This is a genomic window from Granulicella sibirica (assembly GCF_004115155.1).
GTDB classification, from domain to species: Bacteria; Acidobacteriota; Terriglobia; order Terriglobales; family Acidobacteriaceae; genus Edaphobacter; species Edaphobacter sibiricus.
Window position 1 is genome coordinate 291,928 of the sequence record NZ_RDSM01000001.1, and the last position, 22,276, is coordinate 314,203.

At 62.5% G+C, this 22,276-nt stretch carries 21 protein-coding genes; 8 read left to right on the forward strand and 13 right to left on the reverse strand.

All coding sequences use genetic code 11. The annotated features are described in order from the left end of the window. Positions 1-271: 271 nt before the first annotated feature. The 8 genes from GRAN_RS01200 to GRAN_RS01235 form a co-directional block, all read right to left on the reverse strand. A complete protein-coding gene (locus tag GRAN_RS01200; RefSeq protein ID WP_128911203.1) occupies positions 272-1,483 on the reverse strand; it encodes a glycosyltransferase in 1,212 nt (403 codons plus the stop codon). Then, positions 1,480-2,733, reverse strand: a complete 1,254-nt coding sequence (locus GRAN_RS01205) for a spinster family MFS transporter (protein WP_128911204.1) — start codon at positions 2,731-2,733, stop codon at positions 1,480-1,482. The genes GRAN_RS01200 and GRAN_RS01205 overlap by 4 nt, the downstream gene beginning before the upstream one ends. 30 nt (positions 2,734-2,763) lie before the next feature. Beyond that, positions 2,764-3,816: a M15 family metallopeptidase gene (locus GRAN_RS01210; protein WP_128911205.1), complete on the reverse strand. Its 1,053-nt coding sequence runs from the start codon at positions 3,814-3,816 to the stop codon at positions 2,764-2,766. 91 nt (positions 3,817-3,907) lie between these two features. Further along, a complete protein-coding gene (gene queF / locus GRAN_RS01215; RefSeq protein ID WP_128911206.1) occupies positions 3,908-4,321 on the reverse strand; it encodes a preQ(1) synthase in 414 nt (137 codons plus the stop codon). Positions 4,322-4,325: 4 nt separating this feature from the next. Next, entirely contained in the window at positions 4,326-6,440 is a 2,115-nt protein-coding gene (locus GRAN_RS01220) for a tetratricopeptide repeat protein (protein WP_128911207.1), read from the reverse strand. Between the two features lie 175 nt (positions 6,441-6,615). After that, positions 6,616-8,244: a bifunctional phosphoribosylaminoimidazolecarboxamide formyltransferase/IMP cyclohydrolase gene (purH, locus tag GRAN_RS01225; protein ID WP_128912900.1), complete on the reverse strand. Its 1,629-nt coding sequence runs from the start codon at positions 8,242-8,244 to the stop codon at positions 6,616-6,618. 241 nt (positions 8,245-8,485) lie between these two features. Then, entirely contained in the window at positions 8,486-9,598 is a 1,113-nt protein-coding gene (locus GRAN_RS01230) for an alpha/beta fold hydrolase (protein WP_128911208.1), read from the reverse strand. Positions 9,599-9,620: 22 nt separating this feature from the next. Continuing rightward, positions 9,621-10,541: an alpha/beta hydrolase family protein gene (locus GRAN_RS01235; protein WP_128911209.1), complete on the reverse strand. Its 921-nt coding sequence runs from the start codon at positions 10,539-10,541 to the stop codon at positions 9,621-9,623. 40 nt (positions 10,542-10,581) lie between these two features. On the opposite strand from GRAN_RS01235, the gene GRAN_RS01240 reads away from it, so the two are divergent. Next, entirely contained in the window at positions 10,582-11,646 is a 1,065-nt protein-coding gene (locus GRAN_RS01240) for an NAD-dependent epimerase/dehydratase family protein (RefSeq protein WP_128911210.1), read from the forward strand. On the opposite strand, the gene rfbH is transcribed toward GRAN_RS01240, so the two are convergent. Beyond that, positions 11,631-12,980 carry a lipopolysaccharide biosynthesis protein RfbH gene (rfbH, locus tag GRAN_RS01245; protein WP_128911211.1) on the reverse strand — a complete coding sequence of 450 codons (1,350 nt, stop codon included), beginning with the start codon at positions 12,978-12,980 and terminating at the stop codon, positions 11,631-11,633. The genes GRAN_RS01240 and rfbH overlap by 16 nt on opposite strands. A gap of 97 nt (positions 12,981-13,077) precedes the next feature. On the opposite strand from rfbH, the gene rfbF reads away from it, so the two are divergent. Beyond that, a complete protein-coding gene (gene rfbF / locus GRAN_RS01250; RefSeq protein WP_128911212.1) occupies positions 13,078-13,848 on the forward strand; it encodes a glucose-1-phosphate cytidylyltransferase in 771 nt (256 codons plus the stop codon). Here rfbF and GRAN_RS01255 read toward each other — a convergent pair whose 3' ends face one another. Continuing rightward, positions 13,849-14,652, reverse strand: a complete 804-nt coding sequence (locus GRAN_RS01255; protein ID WP_192897963.1) for a TIGR03435 family protein — start codon at positions 14,650-14,652, stop codon at positions 13,849-13,851. Positions 14,653-14,724: 72 nt separating this feature from the next. On the opposite strand from GRAN_RS01255, the gene rfbG reads away from it, so the two are divergent. From rfbG to GRAN_RS01285, 6 genes are all read left to right on the forward strand, one after another. Continuing rightward, entirely contained in the window at positions 14,725-15,858 is a 1,134-nt protein-coding gene (gene rfbG, locus GRAN_RS01260) for a CDP-glucose 4,6-dehydratase (RefSeq protein ID WP_128911213.1), read from the forward strand. 64 nt (positions 15,859-15,922) lie between these two features. Then, positions 15,923-17,398 (forward strand): metallophosphoesterase, encoded by a 1,476-nt coding sequence (locus GRAN_RS01265; protein WP_128911214.1) that lies wholly within the window; start codon positions 15,923-15,925, stop codon positions 17,396-17,398. 79 nt (positions 17,399-17,477) lie between these two features. After that, positions 17,478-18,764, forward strand: a complete 1,287-nt coding sequence (locus GRAN_RS01270) for a rhamnogalacturonan acetylesterase (RefSeq protein WP_241654267.1) — start codon at positions 17,478-17,480, stop codon at positions 18,762-18,764. Between the two features lie 26 nt (positions 18,765-18,790). Then, positions 18,791-19,633 (forward strand): TatD family hydrolase, encoded by an 843-nt coding sequence (locus GRAN_RS01275; RefSeq protein WP_128911215.1) that lies wholly within the window; start codon positions 18,791-18,793, stop codon positions 19,631-19,633. Between the two features lie 25 nt (positions 19,634-19,658). Further along, positions 19,659-20,159, forward strand: a complete 501-nt coding sequence (locus GRAN_RS01280) for a YajQ family cyclic di-GMP-binding protein (RefSeq protein WP_128911216.1) — start codon at positions 19,659-19,661, stop codon at positions 20,157-20,159. Between the two features lie 128 nt (positions 20,160-20,287). Further along, positions 20,288-21,277: a polyprenyl synthetase family protein gene (locus tag GRAN_RS01285; RefSeq protein WP_128911217.1), complete on the forward strand. Its 990-nt coding sequence runs from the start codon at positions 20,288-20,290 to the stop codon at positions 21,275-21,277. On the opposite strand, the gene GRAN_RS26880 is transcribed toward GRAN_RS01285, so the two are convergent. From GRAN_RS26880 to xseB, 3 genes are read right to left on the reverse strand one after another with little or no spacing between them, the layout of a single operon-like run. Further along, positions 21,261-21,914 carry an ATPase gene (locus GRAN_RS26880; RefSeq protein WP_421800752.1) on the reverse strand — a complete coding sequence of 218 codons (654 nt, stop codon included), beginning with the start codon at positions 21,912-21,914 and terminating at the stop codon, positions 21,261-21,263. The two genes, GRAN_RS01285 and GRAN_RS26880, sit on opposite strands and share 17 nt — an antisense overlap. Beyond that, positions 21,857-21,997, reverse strand: coding sequence for a hypothetical protein (locus GRAN_RS25340; RefSeq protein WP_161570789.1), 141 nt, complete (start codon positions 21,995-21,997; stop codon positions 21,857-21,859). The genes GRAN_RS26880 and GRAN_RS25340 overlap by 58 nt, the downstream gene beginning before the upstream one ends. 10 nt (positions 21,998-22,007) lie before the next feature. Next, positions 22,008-22,274: an exodeoxyribonuclease VII small subunit gene (gene xseB, locus GRAN_RS01295; protein WP_128911219.1), complete on the reverse strand. Its 267-nt coding sequence runs from the start codon at positions 22,272-22,274 to the stop codon at positions 22,008-22,010. Between the last annotated feature and the right edge of the window lie 2 nt (positions 22,275-22,276).

Here is a 22,276-nt window from a genome sequence, read left to right on the forward strand (position 1 = left end):
AAGTTACGGCTAAATATTAGTCAGCAAAGGACTTAGTGCCTCCTGCGAGTTTTGTGCCCGACCCGGGCCACCTTCGGCATGGAAAGCTGCGCCGAAGGTGGGGCACCCACTTCTTCCCCCGATGGGCGGCCGACACTCCCTTCTACTAACCTTCTGACTTAATTGTAGCGATCTCACCGAAACTAAAAGGACACCTCTCATTCCGTTTGGAATGAACGGTTTACGTGGTTTAGGGGCTTGACACGCGATTTTGCCTTTGTTTTCACGCTTTTTATTTTTCGTTCAGCGGCGTCGAGCGCTGGCGCAGGTCCTTGAGGCTATAGAAGGTGCCTCTCCAGCGGACGCCTCCCTGCCATAGGGTGATGGCCATCGAACGGAGCAGGGCGAAGATGAACATTGCGGCTGCTACCGGGAAGAAGGCCGCAGTCCAGGTGGGGATGCCGGAACGCTTGCCGTAGATCCAGTAGCCCCAGACGACGGCGGCGACGGTGATCCATGCGGGCAGCCGGGTGGGCTCGTAGAAGACCTCGAAGGCTGGAGCTACGGCGAAGACAGCTAACCAGCCGCAGGCCATGAGAAGAAGCGAGATGTGGAAGCGGAAGCCGGAGAAGACGTTCTTGGTCATGACGCCGATGAGGCCCCAGGCTCCGGGTGCCCAGTGGACCTCGACGAGGCCAAGGCCGAAGGCGACTCGCTGACGGAGACCGGCTTTTTTGACCCGGCGGGCCAGGGTGAGGTCTTCGAGGATGTCCATCTTCTGGGCCTCGAAGCCCCCGATCTGAAGGTAGGCGGAGCGCCGCATCATGTTGAAGGCACCTACGCCGACGGCATCGCGGATGGCCCTGGGGTCGGCCACCTTCCATGGGCGTGCGACCCAGAGGGCAAAGGTCTGGAAGAAGCCCATGAGGAGGCCCTCGTCCCAACGAAGAATGACGAGGGTGGGCATGGTGACGATGTGGTCGGCCTGGGTTTCGACGGCGTGGACGAGGGTGCGGCGGAGGGCGTCGGGGCGGAACATGACGTCGGCGTCGGTGAAGAGGAGGAACTCAGGCTGGAGGAGGACGGCGGCTTCGCGGGCTCCGAGGGCGAGGGCGTGGGTTTTGCCGAGCCAGCCTTCGGGAAGGTCCGTGACGTGGAGGACGGTGAGGCGGCCGGGGTAGAGGATGGCCGTCTGGTCCATGAGGATGCCGGTGAGGTCCTTGGAGCGGTCGTTAACGGCGATGACGTGGATGTTGGGGTAGTCCTGCTCCATGAGCGACTGGAGGCAGGCGTGGATGTTCGCGCCTTCGTCGCGGGCGGGGACGATGACGGTAAGCCAGGGCCGGCCTTCTGGCATGCGATCGTAGGCGGGAAGAAGGAGGTCGGGGACCTTGGGCAGGCCTCGGGCGGCGGCGGCTGTCTTCCAGATCCAGCCGAGGGCGACGATCCAGGCGATGAAGCGTATGGCGCTATCGAAGACGGGGCCGAGGAGCGCAACGGTCATGCTGTCGCGGGACCGGGATCGGGTGTGGGCGTCGAGCGGGCGACGATCGATCCGAGGAAGAAGATGGCCGAGCCGAGGATGAGGGAGATGAGCGTGACGCCAAGGCCCTTCGAGAGGGTGGAGCGATCGCTGACGGCTCCGATAACGCGGGGGGAGAGCGTGTCTCCGAAGGCGTGGATGAAGAAGAGCTGGCCGGCCATGGCGGTTGCGCGGACGGTCGCGGGCACGGCGTTGAGAGTGGCGGCGTTGACGGGGCCAGTTCCGAGGAAGATGAAGAAGATGGACGCGGCAAGGGATGGCAGGGTGAACTGATGCGGGCCGAAGAAGCAGACGATGCCACATGGGGTGGCGAGCAGGGCTCCGAGGGCTGGGACGAGGTAGAGTGCGCCACGGTTGGTCTTGAACCACTTCTGCGCGATGGTTCCGCCAGTGATGGTTCCGCAGAGGCCCGCTACGACGGTGATGGCTCCCATGATGAAGGCGGCGGACTCCTGCGAGCGGCCGTCGACGCGCTGGAGGAAGGAGGGCATCCAGACGGAGATGCCTCCGATGGTGAAAGTGACGGCGGCGTAGCCGAGGATGGAGCAGACGTAGGGCTTGTTCCTGAGCAGGGCGAGGACGGTTCCCTTCTCGATTTTGGCCTTGCCCTCGATACTTCCGCTGCGTGCGGGCTCCTTCATGAAGACGGCGATGAGGAGAGCGATGATGACTCCGGGGACGGCGGAGACGACGAAGGAGGCGCGCCAACCGAAGTGGGAGCCGACGAGGCCGCCGACGAGATAGCCGAGCGCTGCTCCGACGGGGATAGCGATGTTGAAGATGGTGAGGACGCGGTTGCGCTGGTCTTCGGGGTAGAAGTCGGCGAGGACGGCGGGGCCGAAGATGCCGAAGGAGGCCTCGCCGACGCCGAGGGCGGCGTGGCGGATATTGAGCGAATCGAAGGAGTGGACGGAGGCGGTGAAGAAGTTGATGGCCGACCAGAAGAGGGCGGCGGCGACGATCATGGGCTTGCGGGGGAAACGGTCGCCGAGCCATCCGGTGATAGGCGAGGAGGCCATGTAGGCGATCATGAACCAGAAGACGAGCGAGCCTAGTTTTTCGTCGGAGATGCTGAACTCGTGCTTGACCTGCTCCTGGACGCCGGGGAGGATGTATCGGTCGATGTAGTTGACGAAGTTGAGCGCGGTGAGGAGGACGAGCGCGACCGTGGCTCCTGCGACGGGGAGGGCTGATTTTGGCTGGCCGGGCATTGCGGGAAGGATAACAGGTTGGGGTAACGGCTACGGCTGGCCGGGACCCAATTCCGGTTGTTTTTCGGTGACGGTGCAGAAGGTGGAGGCGGCCATGGCGGCGTCCTGTTCCTTCGGCTTCACGGTCTGGAAGTGATTCGGGTCGGCATACCTTGGGTGTGCCCCGGGGACACCCCAATCGCCACCCCAGACGAGCCCGAGCGATGCACCGATGCGGCCGATGTCCTCGTAACTGCCTGAAAAGATGAGGTTGTTGTCGGGCCCGAGACGGACGACATCGAAGGCAAGACCGTAGCTGTGCATGCCGGGTTTGCTGCTCGCCGTGCTGTGCTGATCGTAAAAGGCCTGTTGGGCCTGGAGCGAACGGCAGGTCTCGAGGACCTTGATCTTGATGCCGTTGCGAGCGGCCTCCTGGATTAGCTTTCGCGCGAGGTCGGCGACGGGGGGCTTGAGGTCGTCGATGTTGGCGTCGAGGGTGAGGCGCTTGACCTGGGCGGTGAGTTGCTGCTGCTGCTGGGAAACCTGACCGAGCTGGGCCGTGAGGGCTTCGCTCTGGGCGTGGACCTTCTGAAGGTCGGCGAGGATGATCTCCTGCTGGGGGATCTTGCCTTTGAGGCTCTTCAATTGCGACTCGAGGGTGGCGGATAGGCCACCGAGGTCGCTACTGCGCTGCTTGAGGCTGGCGAAGGCGGCGTCGGTCTGCTGCACGCGGTTGCTGAGGTCGGTCAGTTCGGCGCCGGTGTGTTTGAGGTCGTTGCTGAGGTCGTTCTTCTTCTGGGTGATCTGGGTGGTGAGGTCGTTATACGTGCGGTAGCCAGCGGCGGTGAGGAAGAGAAGGAAGAGGGCGATGGGAACGCCGGCGAATCCGGCGAAGAGCTTGAGCCAGCTCCAGAGTTTTTCGATGGCGGAGCCGATCCACTCGGATTGGGCTACCTTCGCGTCGGAGAAGCGGGCGTTGAGGGCAGCGGCGACCTTGGCGTCGACGAGATCCGCCACGTAGGCGTTGAGGTCGAGGGTGGCGCCGCACGCCTGGCAAAAGGCGGCGCCTTCGGGATTTTCCTTGCTGCAACGAAAACACACCATCGCGGATGATCCCTGGGCTGTCTGTGAAGACTTAGGGTAAGTGCTTTGGGAATCAATCCGCAACGGGAGTTTTGAGGGAACCGGGGATGGCTTAGGAAGGCTTGGAGTCGGTGGGGCGGGGATAGGTGGCGGTGACTACGGTGGAGATGCCGCCTCGGGGGCGGAAGTCACCCTTGACGACTGCCCAGACGGGGTCGGTGGCCTTGACCAGGTCGTTGAGGACCTGGTTGGCGATGTTTTCCTGGAAGATGCCGAGATTGCGGTAGTGGAAGAGGTATTCCTTGAAAGACTTGAGCTCGAGGCAATGCTCGCGGGGCATGTAGCGGACGGTGAGGATGCCGAAGTCGGGTAGGCCGGTCTTGGGGCAGATGCTGGTGAACTCGGGATCGTCGATGAGGATCTCGTAGCCCTGGAACTGGTTCTGCCAGGTGTCGATCGAGGGGAAGACGTGGTCGAGACCCGACTTCGCGTGGTCGTCGGTGTAGCCGGTGTTCTGTGTGCGCATCTGGCTATTTTACTGGCTTGCCGCTTACCTCGGCGTGAGCGAGCTTGGTGCGGGCGCCTTCGAGCTGGTGGCGGACCTTTTCGACGTCGGCGGGGTCGGAGTCTGCCGGGAGAGACTGGGCGAACTCGGTCATGGCGCGCTCCCACTGGGTGACGGCGAGCTTGAGGCGGCCAGTCTTCTCGTAGACCTGGCCGAGGTGATCGTGGACGGTGGCGTCGGCGCTGGAGCGCTCGATGGCCTTATGGAGGTTCTGCTCGGCGAGGGTGTTCTGGCCGAGTTTGAAGTAGACCCAGCCGAGGGAGTCGAGGTAGGCGTAGTTCTGGGGGTCGAGCTCGACGGCGGTTTTGATCATCTCGAGAGCCTCGGGAAGCTTCTCGCCACGGTCGGCGAGCATATAGCCGAGGTAGTTCAGGATCGTGGGATCCTTGGGGTCGGTCGCGAGGGCCTTGCGGAACTCGGCTTCGGCAAGGTCGAACTCCTTGGCGCGGTCGTAGAGTTCACCGCGGAGGAAGGTGACGTACCGCTTCTCTTCAGGGCGGGTGGCGGAGGCGGAGGCGATGTCGAGCTCGGCGTTGGCTTCCTTGTACTGGCGGAGGCGGATGAGCATCTGGCCGAGGGCGAGGTGGACGTCACGATCGTCGGTGGCACCGGTCAACTGGGCTTTGGCGAGGGCGAGACCCTCGTCGATCTTGCCGGTGTCGGTGAGTTGCTGGGCGTACATCAGCTGGACGTTCTTATCCTTGGGGAAGGCCTTGGCGGCTTCGGCTCCGACGGCGGTGGCTTCCTTGAACTGATGGGCGTCGCGGTAGGTGTCTACCTCGCCCTGATAGCCGCGGACGGTAAAATCTCCGCCGAGGGCTACTACCTGCTTGTAGGCGGCGATGGCTTCGGGGGTCTTGTCTTCTTCCTTGTAGATGGAGCCGAGGCGGTCGAGAAAGAGGTAGCGATTGCCCTTCTCCTGCTCGGAGTAGTTGCCGTCGGGATGGGACGAGGCGGCTAGGAGCTTCTCGAGGACCCCGGTCGCCTCGGGGTATTGGCCGAGGGAGTCGTAGAGGAGGGCTTCGTTGTAGTTCAGCTCGGGATTATCGGGGGCGAGGGACTTGGCCTTTTCGAGAGTGGCGAGGGACTCCTTGTAGTGGCCCTGGCGGCGCTGAACCTCGGAGATGTGGATCTGGGACTGGACGTCCTGCGGTTCGGCGGTGAGGATGGCCTGGAGGGTCTTCATCGCCTCGTCGAGCTGTCCGTCGAGGAGAAGGGCGTTGGCGAGGCCGCGCTCGGCGTCGAGGTTATCGGGCTCCATGTCGAGGGCGCGGCGGTAGGCGGCGGCGGCCTGCCTGGGGTCCTTGAGCTGGTCGTAGCTGGCGCCGAGGGCGTATTCCATACGCTCGGTGCGGTCGGTCTCGGGGACGGCCATGAGGGCATCGACAGCGCGCTGGGGACTTCCCTCCTCGGTGTAGAGGCGGGCCATGTTGAGGACGACTTCTTCGGAGTTCGAATCTATGCCCTGGGCAGCGCGGAACTCTTTTTCGGCCTTTACGGAGTCGTGGTTGACGCCATAGAGCTGGCCGAGGAGGAGCTTGGTCTCTACGTCATTGGGCTTGAGCTCGGCGAGCTTTTCGTACTCGGCGATGGCGAGCTTGAGCATGTCGGCGGCTTGCGCGCCCTGCATGTCTCCGAGGGAACGGACGTAGACCTTGCCGAGAAGCTCATGGGCGGCGAGATCGTCGGGGTTACGGGTGACCTGCTCCTGCGCGGCCTGGACGGCTTCGCGAATGCGGCCGAGGCGGAAGTAGAGGTCTCCGAGGCCGTCCTGCAGGAGGGTAGAACTGGGGTCGGCGTCGAGGGCGAGCTTGTATTGCTCGATGGCCTGGGTGGCGTAGTCGGGGCGGCCGGCGTTGACCGCCATCTCTTCATAGAGATGGGCGAGGCCGTAGTGATAGTAGGAGGTCGCGCGGTCGGGTGCCTTGGTCGTTTCTGACACCGTGACAGGGTTCTTTTCATTCCTGGGGCCGACCTGGGCCATCACGGCGTGAGCAGCCAGAAGAGCGGCGGCGGCCGGAAGCAAGCGAGTGGAGCGGAGAATCCGAGGAGCGGAAGAGCGCAGAAACGACAGGGTCATAAGCAATGGTTTCCTCGGGCCGGTCAAAAGGTGTCGGCAGTGGTGCAGGGACAGCAGGCAACAACTCATACTTTAGACGGTACGATACACGCTTTGGATGCTGTTCCGGAATACCCGATTGGGCTAACCTCTGTGCTTTTGCGGCGCTTCCCTTTGCGGAAAGCCTTGCCAGAGGTTATCCGTGGCGGAAGTGGCGGACTCCGGTGAAGACCATGGCGACGTCAAGGGCGTCGGCTGCGGCAATGACTTCGGCGTCACGGACGGAGCCTCCGGGCTGGATGACGGCGGTGGAACCGGCTTTCGCGATCATCTCGAGGCCGTCGGCGAAGGGGAAGAAAGCGTCGCTGGCGGCGACGGTGCCGGCGAGCGGGAGGACGGCCTTCATGGCTCCGAAGCGGGCGGCGTCGACGCGGCTCATCTGGCCGGCTCCGATGCCGACGGTCTGGCCGAAGCCCTCGGCGAAGCGGCCATAGACGATCGCGTTCGACTTCACGTGCTTGCAGATGCTCCAGGAGAAGAGGAGGGCCTTCATCTCCTCGACGGTCGGGGGGCGCTTGGTGACGACCTTGAGGTCAGCTTCGGTGATGCGGAGGCGATCGGCATCCTGCACGAGGAAGCCGCCTGAGACCTGCTTGAGGACGCGTGGGGTCTTGATGGGGTCGATGGCGACGAGGCGAAGGTTCTTCTTGGTGGCGAAGCGCTCGAGGGCTTCGGGAGTGAACGACGGGGCGACGATCGCTTCGACGAAGAGCTTGGCGATCTCCTCGGCGGCGGCGGCGTCTACCTCGCGGTTGATGCCGATGACGCCACCGAAGGCGGAGACGGGATCGGCTTCGAGGGCGCGCTTGTACGCTTCGAGGACCGTGGTACCGGCTGCTGCTCCGCAGGGGTTGGTGTGCTTGATGATGGCGACGACGGCGGAGGAGGAGTCGAACTCGCTGACGATCTCCCAACAGGCGTCGAGATCGACGATGTTGTTGTAGCTGAGCTCTTTGCCCTGCAACTGCTTTGCGCCTGCGACGCCTTTGCCGGAACCATCAATATAGATGGCGGCGCGCTGGTGGGGGTTCTCGCCATAGCGGAGGACTTTATCGAGGGGGTCGATGACGCGGAGGACCTGGGGGAGAGCAGTTTCGGCGAAGACGGCCTTGCCGCTCGGGGCTTCGATGGACTCGAGCGCGGTTGCGATCCCGGCGTCATAGGCGGCGGTGACCGCGAAGGCCTTTTTGGCCAGGCCCCAGCGGGTGGCGTGGCAGAGGGCGCCCTCGCTGGCGGCCATCTCGCCGAGGATGGCTTCGTAGTCGGAGGCGGAGGTGACTACGGCCACGTCGGCGAAGTTCTTTGCCGCGGAGCGGACCATGGACGGGCCGCCAATATCGATGTTTTCGATGACCTCGGCGAAGCTGACGCCGGGCTTCCCTGCCGTCTTTTCGAAGGCGTAGAGGTTCACGATGACCATGTCGATCGGCTCGATTTCGTGCTCGGCAACAGCCGCTACGTGCTCGGGGTTAGTGCGGATGTGGAGGATGCCGCCATGGACCTTGGGGTGGAGGGTCTTGACGCGGCCGTCGAGCATTTCGGGGAAGCCGGTGAGCTCGCTGATATCCATGACTTCGAGGCCGCCGGCGCGGAGTGCGGCCGAGGTTCCTCCGGTGGAGACGAGCTTGACGCCGAATGCGGCGAGGCCCTTAGCGAAGTCGACTACGCCGGTCTTGTCCGTCACCGAGAGCAGGGCTCGCCGGATGGGGCGGAGGCCTTCGGGAGTCTGCGTGTTGGTGGAGGCGACGGCTTCGGTGGCGGGGATCGGGCTTTGGATAGTCACCCCTTTATTTTAGCTGTGAGTCGGGGTTGAGGCAGGTCTCTTTTGGGCGTGAGGCGGGTGAGGAAAAGATGGCGAAACGCAGATTCCCTTCGGGAATGACAACCAGAAAGGCAATCACCAATGCAAGGTGGCGGTTCGGCGGTTTTGGGTCTCCCACCTTAGCCGACGGTGACGCTGTCGGCGAAGATGGGGCACCGATGGTTTCGGCGGTTTTAGATGGTTACTACGGTAGTTTCCCGCCTGTTGGCCTTGGGCCGCCGTGGGTCCAGCCTACGAGTTCGTCGAAGGCGCGGCCTACCTCGTCCGGAGTGAAGGCGCAGTGGCCTACGTGGTCGACATACTGCTGGGTGAAGTGATCGGCCGAACCGGATTCGGTGACGCGCTCGGCGTAGGCGGCGATGCTGGTGGCGGGGATGAGGGTGTCGTAGACGGTGTGGAGGGCGAGCATGGGCTTGGTCAGCTTGCCGGTGCCGGAGTAGTTCGCGATCATCCACTTGCGGGCTGCGGAGTCGGGTGAGTAGCGCTTGACGCCGTCGTTGAGGCGGAAGTCTTCTTCGGCTGAACCGCTGCCGGTGAGGATGAAGTTCGCCGTGTCGACTGCGTTTCCGCCGGCCTTGCGGCTGAAGTCGGAGACCTGGAAGACCACGTACTGCATGAGGTGGGCGACGTCCTCGTCGCGGTAGAGGCTGGTGAGGCGGCGCATCTTTTCGGCGTTGGCGGGATCGGCTTTGAGGGCGTCGAGGAGCTTCTTGTCGACCTCGGGGGTCTCGACGTAGTTCACCGGGGCGGGGACCAGGTCCGGTAGGAGACCCGGGAAGTAGAACTCGAAGGCGGCGAGAAGGGCGAAGCGGCGCTGCGCCCACTCGTTGGCGGGGACGACGGCTCCGCAGAGGTCGAGGCCGCCGGTGTAGGGGCCGGGGTTGCGCTCCACGGTCATCATGGTGAGGGCACCGCCCATGGAGTGGCCGGCGACGAAGGTCTCCTTCGGCTGGCCGTGTTTCTTCGTGAACTCCTGGCGAAGTTTTTCGGTGTCGGCGAAGCCTTCGGCGAGGGCCCAACCGGTGGTGGAGTAGGCGCTGCGGACGGTGGCGTATCCGCGCTGGGTGAAGGCTATGACCGCGCCGGGACCATCCTCCTTCTTGAACGTGTCGGGGACGAGGCTGTAGCCGTGGTAGAAGACGACGAGGGAGTGGTTCCAGTTGTCCGGGATGTCGACGCGGAAGGGCACTCCGTCGAGTTCGCCTACCTCGACGGATCCAGCCTGTGCGAGCGCGGCGGTTCCGCCGACGAGCATGAGTCCAAGTGCTGCGAGACGTCCCCAGGTGCGAAGTGCCATCTTGTTCCCTCTTCCTGCGCTGCTAAGGTTTTGTCGTCGAAGCGGGCAGCGTCTTCAGCCAGTCGAGCACGGCTGCTGAGAGGGCGAGGCGCTCGTCGGAGTAGGAGTGGTCTGTCGCCAGGTGGAGGGTGGTGACGTGCTGGTCGCCCGCGGCGCGAAGGGCGGCGCTGAACGCATCGTTCTCCGCAGCAAGGCCGTCATCCGAAGTGATGTCGAGGATCGGGCGCGTTTTGAGGCTGTCGACCCGGCTCAGGAAGCGCCACTGTGCCGCATGCTGGAAGGCGTCGCGGCCCAGACCTTCCGGGGTGCATCCCGCGAGAGGCGCCATTCCTTCCGCCTCGAGCCGCTTGCCCATCTTCTGGGCGACGGTCGACTCGGCAAACCTCGGCACACCCTCGGGGATGTGGCCGGCGATATCGGCTCCGGAGATCACGCCGACGGCAAGAAGGGACGGGTCCGCCGCCCCGCCGACGACGGCCATCATTCCGCCCATGCTGTGGCCGACCAGGACGATCCGGGTGGAGTCGACGCGAAGTTTGGCGGCGGTCTCGGGCTGTTTTACATAGGCAACGGCGGATGCTACATCCTCGATGCCGTGCGAGAAGGAGAAGTCTCCGGGGGATCCCCAGGAGCCACGATAGTTGAAGTAAAGGACGTTCCAGCCGGCGCGGCGCATGTCCTGGGCGAGGTCGAGGTTCCTCTCATTGCCGGGAAAGCCGTGCAGGAGGATGACCGTCGGGTGCGGTCCGGGGCCCGCCGCGACGTACATGAGGCCGTTCATGAGCGAGCCATGGCTCGGGATCTGGAAGGACTGCATCTCGGCCCCTGGGGACGGCTTGGCGTCGGCCGCGGGTGCCTGAGCGGCGAGCGAGAGCGTTATGGAAGCGCCGGTGAGGAGGCAGAGTATCGAGCGAGAAACGCGGAGGGAACGACGTTGAGCCATGCAGTCACTCTAAGATAAGAAGCGTCGCAGCGAAACTCTTATGGCTAAGCCGCTCAGCAGACTCGACCTCGACCATATCCTGCAGCATACGCAGACACTGCTTCCGGCGATGGCCGGGGAGCGGATTTTTGTGACGGGCGGGACGGGGTTCTTCGGGCACTGGCTGCTGGAGTCGTTTCTGCATGCGAACCGGGAGTTGGGGCTGAACGCGCGGGCTACCGTGTTGACACGGGACGCTGGGGCGTTTCGGGATCGGTCGCCGCATATTGCGAGTGATCCGGCGATTGCGCTGCTTGAGGGCGATGTGAAGGCGTTTGCCTTTCCGGAGGCGCATCACCGGTTTGTCGTGCATGCGGCTACGGATTCGGGTGGTCAGCAGACGGGGCGGCCGCCGTATGAGCTGGCTGAGTCGATTCTTGAGGGGACGCGGCATACGCTGCGGTTTGCGCGGGAGACGAAGGCGCGGCGGCTTCTGTTTACTTCTACCGGCGCGGTGTATGGGCGGGGGATCTCGGGAATTACGCATATTCCGGAGACGTATCCGGGGGCGCCTGACCCGATGCAGCCTGGGTCTTCTTATGACGAGGCGAAGAGGATGTCGGAGCATCTTTGCGTGGCGCATGCGCACGAGACGCCGCTGGAGTGCTCGGTGGCGCGATGCTTCGCGTTTGTGGGACCACATCTCCCGCTCGATGCGCACTTCGCGATCGGGAACTTCATACGGGACGCGATTGCTGGGACGCCGATTCACATACGCGGGGATGGGACGCCGCTGCGGTCGTATCTGTATGCGGCCGACCTGGCGATATGGCTTTGGACGATGCTGTTTACGGCCCCGAGGGACAGGGCTTATAACGTGGGGTCGGAGGAGCAGTACTCGATTGGGTCGCTGGCGCATTTGACGGCGGAGACGCTGCGTCCGATGGGGGGTGGGGGGTCGAGGCTGCGGGTCCAGGTCGATGGGAAGCCGACGCTTGGGACGCCGATTTCGACGTATGTGCCTTCAACGCAGAAGGCGAAGAGCGAGCTTGGGCTGCGGCAGCATATTTCGCTGGAGGATGCGATCCGGCGAACGGCTGAGTGGCACGGCTACGCGGTGGTCTGAACGACTTTCAGGCCGGAGTTCGCGGTGGCTACGAAGTCGGTGGCGACCTTGGCGATGTAGTCGAGCATCTCGGAGGTGAGGCCGGGGAAGACGCCGAGCCAGAAGACCTGGTTCATGACGTAGTCGGTGTTCTTGAGTTCGCCGACGACGCGGTACTCCCAGCCCTCGTAGGCGGGCTGGCGAAGGAGATTGCCGGCGAACATGAGGCGGGTGGCTACCTTGGCGGCGTCGAAGGCGCGGGTCATCTGGTCGCGGGTGAAGGGGGCATCCTCCTTGACGGCGATGGGGAATCCGAACCAGCTTGGGTCGGCGTGCTCTCCGGCTACGGGAAGGACGAGGACGTCCTGGAGGTGGCTGAGGGCGTTCCAGAGGTAGGCGAAGTTTTCCTTGCGGCGGGCGATGAAGTGGGGGAGCTTGGCGATCTGGGAGACGCCGAGGGCGGCCTGCATGTCGGTCGCTTTGAGGTTGTAGCCGACGTGGGAGTAGGTGTACTTGTGGTCGTAGCCACAGGGGAGGGTGCCGAGCTGCCAGTCGAAGCGCTTGCCGCATGTGTTGTCGACGCCGGGCTCGCACCAGCAGTCGCGGCCCCAATCGCGGAAGCTGTCGATGAGGACCTGGAGGGCGGGCTTGTCGGTGAGGACGGCACCGCCTTCGCCCATGGTGATGTGGTGGGCGGGGTAGAAGCTGACGGTGGCGATGTCGCCGAAGGTGCCTACTTTTTGACCCTTGAAGGTGGACCCGAGGGCGTCGCAGCAGTCTTCGATGAGCCAGAGGTTGTGCTTTTTGCAGAAGTCGGAGACGGCGCCTACGTTGAAGACGTTGCCGAGGGTGTGCGCGATCATGACGGCGCGGGTCTTATCGCTGCGGGCCTCTTCGAGCTTGGTGATGTCGATTTCGAAAGTGGGGAGGGTGACGTCGACGAAGACGGGGATGAGGCGGTTCTGGATGATGGGGTTGACGGTGGTCGGGAAGCCGGCGGCTACGGTGATGACCTCGTGGCCGGGCTTGAGCTGGCGGTCACCCAGTTTTGGGGACGTTAGGGCGCTGAGGGCTACGAGATTGGCGGAGGAACCGGAGTTGACGAGGGAGGCGGAGCGGACGCCGAAGAAGCGGGCTAACTTGCGCTCGAAGTCCCTGGCGAAGCGGCCGGTGGTGAACCATGCGTCGAGGGCCGAATCGACGACGGAGCAGATATCGTCGGGGCCGATGACTTTGCCGGAGACCTGGACCCCGGACTGGCCGGGAAGGAAGTCGCGCGCCGGGAATGCCTCCGCGTGATACTGGGCCGTGAGCTCGAGGATTTGCTTGCGGAGGGCTTCAGCTTTTTCCGTCATATCTGCCCCCAAGGATACACAATCGACGGGTCGCGCCCGGCAATGGAATACTGTTGCCTGCGACGCGCGAAGATGCGCCTGCAATGAGGCTTAGCGAATGAAAGCTGTGATTCTGGCCGGGGGTCTCGGCACACGTATCAGCGAAGAGACTACCCTGCGCCCCAAGCCGATGGTCGAGATCGGCGGCCGTCCGATCCTCTGGCACATTCTGAAGATTTATTCGCAGCATGGCATCAACGACTTCATTATCTGCTGCGGATACAAGGGCTATGTGATCAAGGAGTACTTCGCGAACTACTTCCTGCATACCTCCGACGTGACCTTCAATATGAGGGAGAACAAGATGGAGGTGCATAACTCAGTGGCCGAGCCCTGGCGCGTGACGCTGGTGGATACGGGCGACGCGAGTGGAACGGGCGGGCGGCTTCGCCGGGTGGCGCAGTATCTCGATCCAGGCGAGTCGTTCTGCATGACGTATGGCGACGGCGTGGCCGATGTCGACATTACGGCCTCTCTGGCGTTCCACAAAGCGCATGGCAAGGCGGTCACGCTGACGAGCGTGCAGCCGGTGGCGCGGTTTGGCGCGCTTGGGTTGAAGGACACGCAGATCTACTCGTTCCAGGAGAAGCCGACCGATGAGGGAGGCTGGATCAATGGGGGGTTCTTCGTGCTCGAGCCGCGGGCCATCGAAGCGGTGACGGACGATCTGCAGATGTTCGAGCGGGAGCCGATCGAGAAGCTGGTCGCGAAGGGGGAGGTTCACGCGTTCTTCCATCATGGCTTCTGGCAGGCGATGGATACGCTTCGCGAGAAACAGCAGTTGGAAGATCTTTGGAGCAAGGGTAAAGCACCCTGGAAAACCTGGTAGTTAGTTTGCTGACGGCTTCTCGGCTTGGTCGATGACGAGCGCCTGGAGCGGGCCGTGGGTGGCTAGGAGGGTGAGGCCAAGCTGTTCCTGCATGGCGACGAAGAGTGGTGGAACGGCGACGTCGGCGGGCATGGGCGGCATGTCTCCGCCGAACTGCGTATCGTCGGGAGCCCAGGAGAGGTCGAAGTCAAACTTGCCGGCGAGGCCGGTCTTGTCGACGACGGGCCGGTCCATGACCGCCCGGCGCAGGAGCGAGGCAAACTCCGGCATCGAGGCGTTCCGCGCGGGAAGAGTGACCTTGTTCGGGTACACCGTGCTTACGAGCGCGGCGGGCGCACCCGGATCGCCGGTGCTCGGCTTCATCTTTGGGCCCGACTTGGCCACGCCGAGCACGTAGATCGCGAACTCCTTCTCTTCCCGGTGAAAGCCGAGCTTGAAACGCTCGGTGAGGAGAGTGCGGAGCATGGCCATCTGCTGATCGCGGCTCGGCCTGCCGTCGCCGGGAGTGAGGGCGAGGATGTCGTAGTGCTCGGAGTCGACCCAGGAGGGGCCGCCGGAGATGGTCTTCGGCGAGATGTCGTAGGCCGCTGCGATCAATAGCTTCAGCGTGTAGTCCTTCTCGACGAAGCGGTGGTCCCCATCCATCTTGATGTAGCGGCCGGACTGCTTGTCGGAGGCCACGGGCTTGACCGTCGCCACCTCGAAGGCGTTTTCCACAGGCTTCTCCTCCGGAGCCTGCGCGAGGCCGCTCAAGCTAAGAGCCAGAAACGAACCAAGCATGATTTGCCTAAGATCGAGCGCCATATCAGTACCCTCCGCGTGAGACACCGGGCGATGTCATTCTCTCATCACCCGCGACCAAGTATTCTCATCTCTATGACGGATCACGCGCCCTTTTCCTGGAAGGGCAGGAAAGTTTTTCTTACCGGTCACACCGGCTTCAAGGGCGGGTGGCTCGCTCTCTGGCTCACCTCCCTGGGGGCCACGGTACGCGGGTATTCGCTCGATCCGAGTACGACGCCGAGCTTCTTCGAGGTGGCACGGCTTGGCGACCTGATCGAAGACATGCGGGGAGACATACGCGACGGGGCCACGCTCGATAAGGCCATGCATGACTTTGCTCCGGAGGTCGTCTTTCACCTTGCGGCGCAACCGCTGGTGCGCCTGTCGTACTCGGACCCGATCGGGACGTATGAGACGAACGTGATCGGCACGGCGCGGGTGCTGGATGCGATCCGCAGGGCAGCTTCGGTTCGGGCTGTTGTGTCTGTCACCACGGATAAGTGCTACGAAAACAAGGAGTGGCCCTGGGGCTATCGTGAGACCGATCCGCTTGGCGGGTACGACCCTTACTCAAGCTCGAAGGCTTGCGCCGAGATTGTCTCGGCTGCTTTCCGGCAGTCTTATTTTCCGGTGGACAAGATTGGCGATCACGATAAGGCTCTGGCGACGGCTCGGGCGGGAAACGTGATCGGCGGTGGCGACTGGTCTTTGGACCGTCTCATTCCGGACCTCCTACGCGGCTTTCTCGACGGCACGCCTGTGCCGATTCGCCGTCCGCATGCGATCCGGCCGTGGCAACACGTGCTCGACCCGCTCCATGGATACCTCCGGCTGGCTGAGCACCTGCTGGATCCGGACCGTGTTCGCGCCGCTCGTTACGCCACGGCGTATAACTTCGGCCCCTCGGACGATGACGCTCGGACGGTGCAATGGATCGTCGAGCGGATGGCGGAGTCCTGGGGACATGGCGCCTCGTGGGTGCTCGATGACGGTGAGAGCGTTCACGAAGCGGGGTATCTAAAGCTGGATGCTTCGCGGGCCAGGGCAGAGCTGGCCTGGGCGCCGCGGCTACGGCTCGAAACGGCGCTGCAGTGGCTGGTGCAGTGGTATCGCACATGGCAGGAGAGCCCGGCCGGCAGCAAAGACATGCAAGCGTTCACTCTTACCCAGATTGCGCAGTATGAAGCCCTGACGCGACCCGGGAACCATACGGCTCTGAGACCTTGAGAGACCTGGCCCGCACTTCCCTAGTCCGCTCACACCCGATGAGACCCACGAGGCTGCACGCTCTATGACGATCAAAGCTTTGCGGATGCATGCCTTGCCTTCCGCCCGTACCCTTGGCCGCCTTCTGCTGATGCTTGTGCTTGTTTCACGCGCGTGTCTCTGGTCGGAACCGGTGAGAGCGCCAAAGACCGTTCCAGCCCTTCTTCTCAGCGACATTCACTTCGATCCGTTCGCCGACCCTGCGAAGATTTCGCGATTGGCGGCTGCGCCCGCGAGCGAATGGGACCAGATTTTTGCCGCGCCCTCGTCTCCGAACCGGGAGAAGGACTATACCGCGCTGCTCGAGACGTGCAATTTGCGGGGTCCTGACACCTCCGCCGAGCTCTGGACCTCCAGCCTCCAGGCGATCAAAGCCAAGGCGGCCGACGCCAGCTTCGTGACGGTCAGCGGAGATGTACTCGCGCATAACTTCGATTGCAAGTTCAACCAACGATTTCCCGGTGCCAAAGAGGCGGAACGGGTCGCTTTCATCGAAGAGACGATTCGCTATGTTGTCCGTGGGTTGCGAAGCGCGCTGCCGAACGTTCCGATCTATGTCGCGATGGGAAACAACGATTCCGGCTGCGGCGACTACCGGGACGAACGTCATAGTCCGTTTCTCACCCAGACGGCAAAGATTCTGGCAGAGACGATTCCGCCATCAGAGCGATCCGAGATGGTGCGCGACTTCACGGCTCAAGGCTCTTACGCAGCTACGCTGCCTGCAAGCGTTCCGAACACACGCATCCTTGTGCTCGACGACCTCTTCCTCTCGAGTAAATATGGCGACTGCGCCGGTAAGCCCAACGCTGTCGCCCCTGCCGCGCAAATCCATTGGCTGGAGGCGCAGCTTGCCATGGCCCGCGAACACCGGCAACACGTGTGGGTGCTTGGACACATCCCAACGGGCGTGGACCTGTACGCGACGCTCACGAGCATGCGTAATATCTGCGGACGCGGAACGCCAAAGATGTTTCTTGGCAACGAACAACTTGCCGAGGTGCTTGCCGCGAACGCGGAGACGGTGAGTCTCGCTGTCTTTGGACACAGCCATACGGATGAGCTGCGGCTTCTGACGAGCGAGAAAACGCCTGGCAGGCCGGGGACTGGGGTCGCCGTCAAGATCGTCACCTCGATCTCGCCGGTCAATGGGAACAATCCGGCGTTCACTGTTGCCCGCGTCGACCCTGCCACGGCTGGGCTCGTGGACTACACGGTTTTCTCTGCCTCGAACCTGACCGGTGTCAATTCAACATGGTCGAAGGAGTACACCTTTTCGGAGACATACCACCAGCCTGCGTTCAACCCGGCGACGCTGAAGGTGCTTACCGACGGCTTTCGCCTGGATACGCCGGGAAACACTGCCGAGAGCGCTGCGTATCTCCGGAACTTCTATGTTGGGGACCGGTCCGTGCTGATCAAGCCGCTATGGCCGGAGTATGTGTGCGCGCTGACGCATGACTCGGCGCAGAGCTTTACGAATTGTGTGTGCAAGAAGTAGGAGGGTCTTCGGCCCTGGATCTGCTCCGGCCGATGCTAGAATTCTCCCTCGGAATTATTTCTGACTGATTGGGAGTCTTATGCAGACCCGCATGGTCGCCGCCGTTGCCGTTCTGATGCCTGCGATCGCCTTCGCTCAGCCTGGGACGGTTCGACTTGCGTGCGGGCCGGCGAACCGGATGTTCGCGACGCTCTCCCAGGGCTCGATCGCGAGCGACACGGCCAACGGCTTCGATCTTGGGACAGTACCCGCGTTTACCGGCAAAGCCTGCACGAGCGATCAGCCGTTTTTTATCTCGGCGAATCTGCCGGAAGGGACGTACCGGGTTACGGTGACGCTCGGAGGGCCGCAGGCTTCGGTCACGACGGTTCGGGCGGAGTCGCGGCGACTGATGCTGGAGAAGATCCCAATCCCGGCGGGTGGGGCCGAGACGCGGATGTTCGACGTCAACATTCGCTATCCCGAGATCGCGGATGGCGTGCCAGGCCACGTTGTGAAGCGCAAGCCGCGGGAGTTCGACAATCTCGACTGGGATCACAGGCTCACGCTCGAGTTCAATGGCGAGCGTCCGAGTTTGCGGTCAGTGACGATCGAGCCGGTTACGGAGCCTGTCGTTTATCTTGCGGGGGACTCGACCGTGGTCGACCAGGATACGGAGCCGTGGGCGGCGTGGGGGCAGATGCTTCCGCGCTTCTTTATGCCTGGGGTCGTGATTGCGAACCATGCGGAGTCGGGGGAGACGATCAAGTCGTTTGTGGGAGAGCAGCGGTTCGCGAAGATCTTTTCGGTGATTCGGCCGGGCGATTACCTCTTTCTCCAGTTCAACCACAACGACCAGAAGCCTGGGGCGGTGTCGCTGGAGGACTATAACCGGCTGCTGCGGGAGTACGTTGCGAAGGCTCGAGCGGCTGGGGCCACCCCGGTGCTTGTGACCGCGATGAATCGGCGGACGTTTGACGACGCGGGGAAGATCACGAACTCGCTTGGTGGTTATCCGGACGCGGTGCGGGCAGCGGCGGCGGAGACGCGCACGGCTTTGATCGACCTGAATGCGATGTCGAAGACGCTGTTCGAGGCCATGGGGCCGGAGGTCTCGCGCAAGGCTTTCATGCACTATGCGGCGAATACATTTCCGAACCAGACGGCGGCGATCGACGATGACACGCACTTCAACAGCTATGGGGCGTATGAGCTGGCCCGTTGCGTGGTGCATGGCATTCGCGCGGCTAAGCTTCCGCTGGTGAAGTTTCTTGCCGCGGATGTTCCGGACTTCGATCCTGCGAAGCCTGATCCGCAGGCTACCTTCTCGCTACCGATGACGCCTATCCGGATCAAGACGGATGTGACGAAGGTGCCGCAGACCTGATGTTGGGAGCCGGTAAACTGGGAGGGATGCTTATTGATTCGCATGCTCACCTCGACAGCTATGACGACCTCGACTCCGTTCTGACGCGCGCCCGCGATGAGGGGATCGGTACCATTCTTGCCATCGGTATTGGGGATGGGCCGGAGACCATGCACCAGGCGCTTGCTATCGCGAAATCGCACGTGGGCGGACCGAGGATCTTTGCTTCGGTGGGGATTCATCCGCAGGAGGCCGGGAAGGCTACGGGAGAGGCGCTCGGGGACCTGGCGCGGATCGCGCGGGATCCTCTGTGCGTTGCGATTGGGGAGATCGGGCTGGACTACTACCACTTCGATAACCCGGACATTGCCACGCAGAAGGCGGCGTTCATCGCGCAGTTGAAGATCGCCTCCGAGATGCGGAAGCCGATCCTGATCCACTGTCGCACGTCAGAGCTTGCCAAGCCGGAGGCGAAGGCGAAGTATGGGGATGCGGATGCCTGGGAGGACCTGCTCGCGATTCTGGCTGAGCACTGGCCGGCTGCGAACGGGGGGATCATGCATTGCTTCTCCGGGACGCCGGAGCAGGGGGTGCGGTCGATCGAAGCGGGCTTCTATCTTTCGTTCGCTGGGAACCTGACGTATCCGAAGTCGGACGGGATTCGGCAGGCGGCGATGGCTGCGCCGGCTGACCGGATCCTGGTCGAGACGGATGCTCCGTTTCTTGCGCCGATTCCGTATCGTGGGCAGAGGAACGAACCAGCGCTTGTGACACATACGGCTGGGCTGCTGGCGACGCTGCGAGGGCTGACACCTGAGGCGCTGGCTGAGCTGACGACGGCGAACTTTCACCGGCTCTTCCCCACGACCCTGGACGCACCGGTGCGGTAGAATCGGCTTCGAGGAAACAACAGTTATGGCAGCAGATAACAGCTTCGACGTCGTCAGCAAGGTAGAGATCCAGGAAGTGAAGAACGCCATCGATCAGGCGACTAAAGAGGTGAACGCGCGGTTCGACCTCAAGAGCTCGAAATCGAAGATCGACCTCGAGGGCGAGGAGACGATCCAGCTCGCTTCGCAGGATGAGTACACGCTGAAAGCGGTCATCGAGATCCTCTCGCAGAAGCTGGTAAAGCGCGGCGTCTCGCTCAAGAACCTTGAGTACGAGAAAATCGAGCCGGCTTCGAACTCATCAGTGCGGCAGAAGATCAAGCTGAAGCAGGGGATTGCGTCCGAGCCGGCGAAGAAGATCGTCGCCGTGATCAAGGATTCGAAGCTCAAGGCACAGGCAAGCATTCAAGGCGATACTGTCCGTGTGATCTCGAAGGATCGCGACATTCTGCAGCAGGTGATGGCGAAACTTCGCGGCGGAGACTTCGGGGTCGAGATCCAGTTTACGAATTTCCGTTCCAACTAACGGCCACTCCCATCCTGGGCAGGCGGAAGCGGGCCATATCGATAAGCGGGCCCGCTTCTGCGACCCTGTCAAACTCGGCCGGACGATAACCGAACTGGAGAACCCGTCCTGATAGTCTGTAATCCTAAGTGAGCACGCTCTCCATCGCGACCGCAGCCGAGGTGATCGACCTCCTCCGTGACGATCTCGCCGCTATCGAACTCGAGTTCGCGCAGCAGTCGGACTCTCCGGTCGCCGTCATTACGGACATTGCGCAGTACCTGATGGCGGGTGGAGGCAAGCGCATTCGGCCGCTGCTTCTTCTGCTCTCGGCGAAGGCGCTTGGATGCACCACGCATAGCCGCATACGGCTTGGCGCGGTCGTCGAGATGCTGCACACGGCGACGCTGGTGCATGACGACATCATCGACGAGGCCGATACACGGCGAGGACGGCCTTCGTCGAATACGACGTGGGGGAACTCGAAGTGCGTGCTGGCTGGCGACTGGCTGTATATGCAGTCTTTCCACCATGCGCTCGAAGAGCGCAGCTTCAAGGTGCTCGATCTGCTGATCTCGCTGACGCAGCAGATGGTCGAGGGTGAACTGCTGCAGATGGAGAAGCTCGGCCACCTGATCAACGAGGAAGAGTACTTCGACCTCATCTATCGCAAGACGGCTTGCCTGTTTCGAGTTTCGATGCAGCTTGGCGCGGCGATCACGCATGCGGATGATGAGATGGAATCGAACCTTGGGGAGTACGGGCGGAACCTTGGGCTCGCGTTCCAGATTGTGGATGATGTGCTGGACCTGACCGCCGCGGAGGATGTGCTGGGTAAGCCGGTTGCTTCCGATCTGCGTGAGGGTAAGGCGACACTGGCTGTCATCCATGCGCTCGAACGCGGGACGGGAGCAGACCGCGAGGCGATACGGACGGTGCTTGCCGACCGCAGCTTTACGCGCGTCAGCCACGCGCAGATCCTGGAGATTCTGCATCGGCATGGGTCGCTGGCGTATGCGATGGATACGGCTTGCGCTTATGCGGAGGCGGCTCGGCTTAGCCTGTCGGCGCTGCCGGATTCGGATGCGAAACGAGCTCTGCTTTGGGTGCCTGGGTTTGTGACTACGAGGGATCGGTAAGCGTGCCAGAATATGCGTCGCGCAGGAAGCCTGCCCATTCGGGCACGGGTTCGAATAACTCGATACCTTCCGTACCCTTCATCGCGACGATCCGGTGCCCTTGCATAGACGAGTTATCAAACACCGACGCTTCGTCGGCGAGTGCGAAAGCTTTCCTAAAGTTCTCCATGCTTCTTGGATAACGACGAATCTGATCTTCCTCCGGAACATCGTGGCCGCCGAGCAGAACGCGATGCCGGACTCGCTGCATGTTGATCGACACGTCAGACGTCCCGACAAATAGCAGGATAAGCAAGTATCCCTGCGACTTTGCCCGAGCCATCATGCGAAGGTACGTGCTTCCAGAGAGTGTCGTTTCGACAACGAGGCTCTGGTTCTTTGAAAGCAACTCCTGTGCATTTCGCAGAACGTCCCGACCTGCATCGATGGCAGATCCGCCCGCGACGCCGACGGTTTGCATCGATACGCCTATGGCGTCTGGATCCAACACGGGAGTATGTTGAAATGCCTGTCGCCCCAACCGTGTGAGCGTACTCTTTCCCGATCCGTTCGGACCGGCGACAACGGTCAAGGTGGGCACTAGCTTGATTTGCTCTCTTGCTCTGAAGCCGCCTTCTTGATCTCCGAAAGCTTCCACTCGAGGACCTTTTGCTCAACCGCTATGCCTTCCTGACAGACCTTCTCAAGCCAGAACGCAAGTTTGCGGATATCCTGCTTCATGTTTTAAATCCTACTCCTCGTCCAATTCCTCATCCAGCAAATCTTCCTCGCCGTTATCATCCTCGACGGTCAATTCCTGAACCAGAACGGCACCATCTCCAGGCTCGACGAGGACCTGGATCTTGCCTTCCGCTGCCTCCAGCTCTGCCTTGCATGCGTTCGAGAGGCCGATTCCCTCTTCGAAGAGGCGGACGGAATCGTCGAGCGACAGTTCACCGCGCTCGAGACGTTCGACTACCGACTCCAAGGCTGTCAATTTCTCTTCAAACGTTGCCATTT

Bases quoted from the DNA above. Each gene is read 5' to 3' on its own strand.
- GRAN_RS01200 (WP_128911203.1), bottom strand. From the start codon at position 1,483: ATGACCGTTGCGCTCCTCGGCCCCGTCTTCGATAGCGCCATACGCTTC.
- GRAN_RS01205 (WP_128911204.1), bottom strand. From the start codon at position 2,733: ATGCCCGGCCAGCCAAAATCAGCCCTCCCCGTCGCAGGAGCCACGGTC.
- GRAN_RS01210 (WP_128911205.1), bottom strand. From the start codon at position 3,816: ATGGTGTGTTTTCGTTGCAGCAAGGAAAATCCCGAAGGCGCCGCCTTT.
- queF (WP_128911206.1), bottom strand. From the start codon at position 4,321: ATGCGCACACAGAACACCGGCTACACCGACGACCACGCGAAGTCGGGT.
- GRAN_RS01220 (WP_128911207.1), bottom strand. From the start codon at position 6,440: ATGACCCTGTCGTTTCTGCGCTCTTCCGCTCCTCGGATTCTCCGCTCC.
- GRAN_RS01230 (WP_128911208.1), bottom strand. From the start codon at position 9,598: ATGGCACTTCGCACCTGGGGACGTCTCGCAGCACTTGGACTCATGCTC.
- GRAN_RS01235 (WP_128911209.1), bottom strand. From the start codon at position 10,541: ATGGCTCAACGTCGTTCCCTCCGCGTTTCTCGCTCGATACTCTGCCTC.
- GRAN_RS01240 (WP_128911210.1), top strand. From the start codon at position 10,582: ATGGCTAAGCCGCTCAGCAGACTCGACCTCGACCATATCCTGCAGCAT.
- rfbH (WP_128911211.1), bottom strand. From the start codon at position 12,980: ATGACGGAAAAAGCTGAAGCCCTCCGCAAGCAAATCCTCGAGCTCACG.
- rfbF (WP_128911212.1), top strand. From the start codon at position 13,078: ATGAAAGCTGTGATTCTGGCCGGGGGTCTCGGCACACGTATCAGCGAA.
- GRAN_RS01255 (WP_192897963.1), bottom strand. From the start codon at position 14,652: ATGGCGCTCGATCTTAGGCAAATCATGCTTGGTTCGTTTCTGGCTCTT.
- rfbG (WP_128911213.1), top strand. From the start codon at position 14,725: ATGACGGATCACGCGCCCTTTTCCTGGAAGGGCAGGAAAGTTTTTCTT.
- GRAN_RS01265 (WP_128911214.1), top strand. From the start codon at position 15,923: ATGACGATCAAAGCTTTGCGGATGCATGCCTTGCCTTCCGCCCGTACC.
- GRAN_RS01270 (WP_241654267.1), top strand. From the start codon at position 17,478: ATGCAGACCCGCATGGTCGCCGCCGTTGCCGTTCTGATGCCTGCGATC.
- GRAN_RS01275 (WP_128911215.1), top strand. From the start codon at position 18,791: ATGCTTATTGATTCGCATGCTCACCTCGACAGCTATGACGACCTCGAC.
- GRAN_RS01280 (WP_128911216.1), top strand. From the start codon at position 19,659: ATGGCAGCAGATAACAGCTTCGACGTCGTCAGCAAGGTAGAGATCCAG.
- GRAN_RS25340 (WP_161570789.1), bottom strand. From the start codon at position 21,997: ATGAAGCAGGATATCCGCAAACTTGCGTTCTGGCTTGAGAAGGTCTGT.
- xseB (WP_128911219.1), bottom strand. From the start codon at position 22,274: ATGGCAACGTTTGAAGAGAAATTGACAGCCTTGGAGTCGGTAGTCGAA.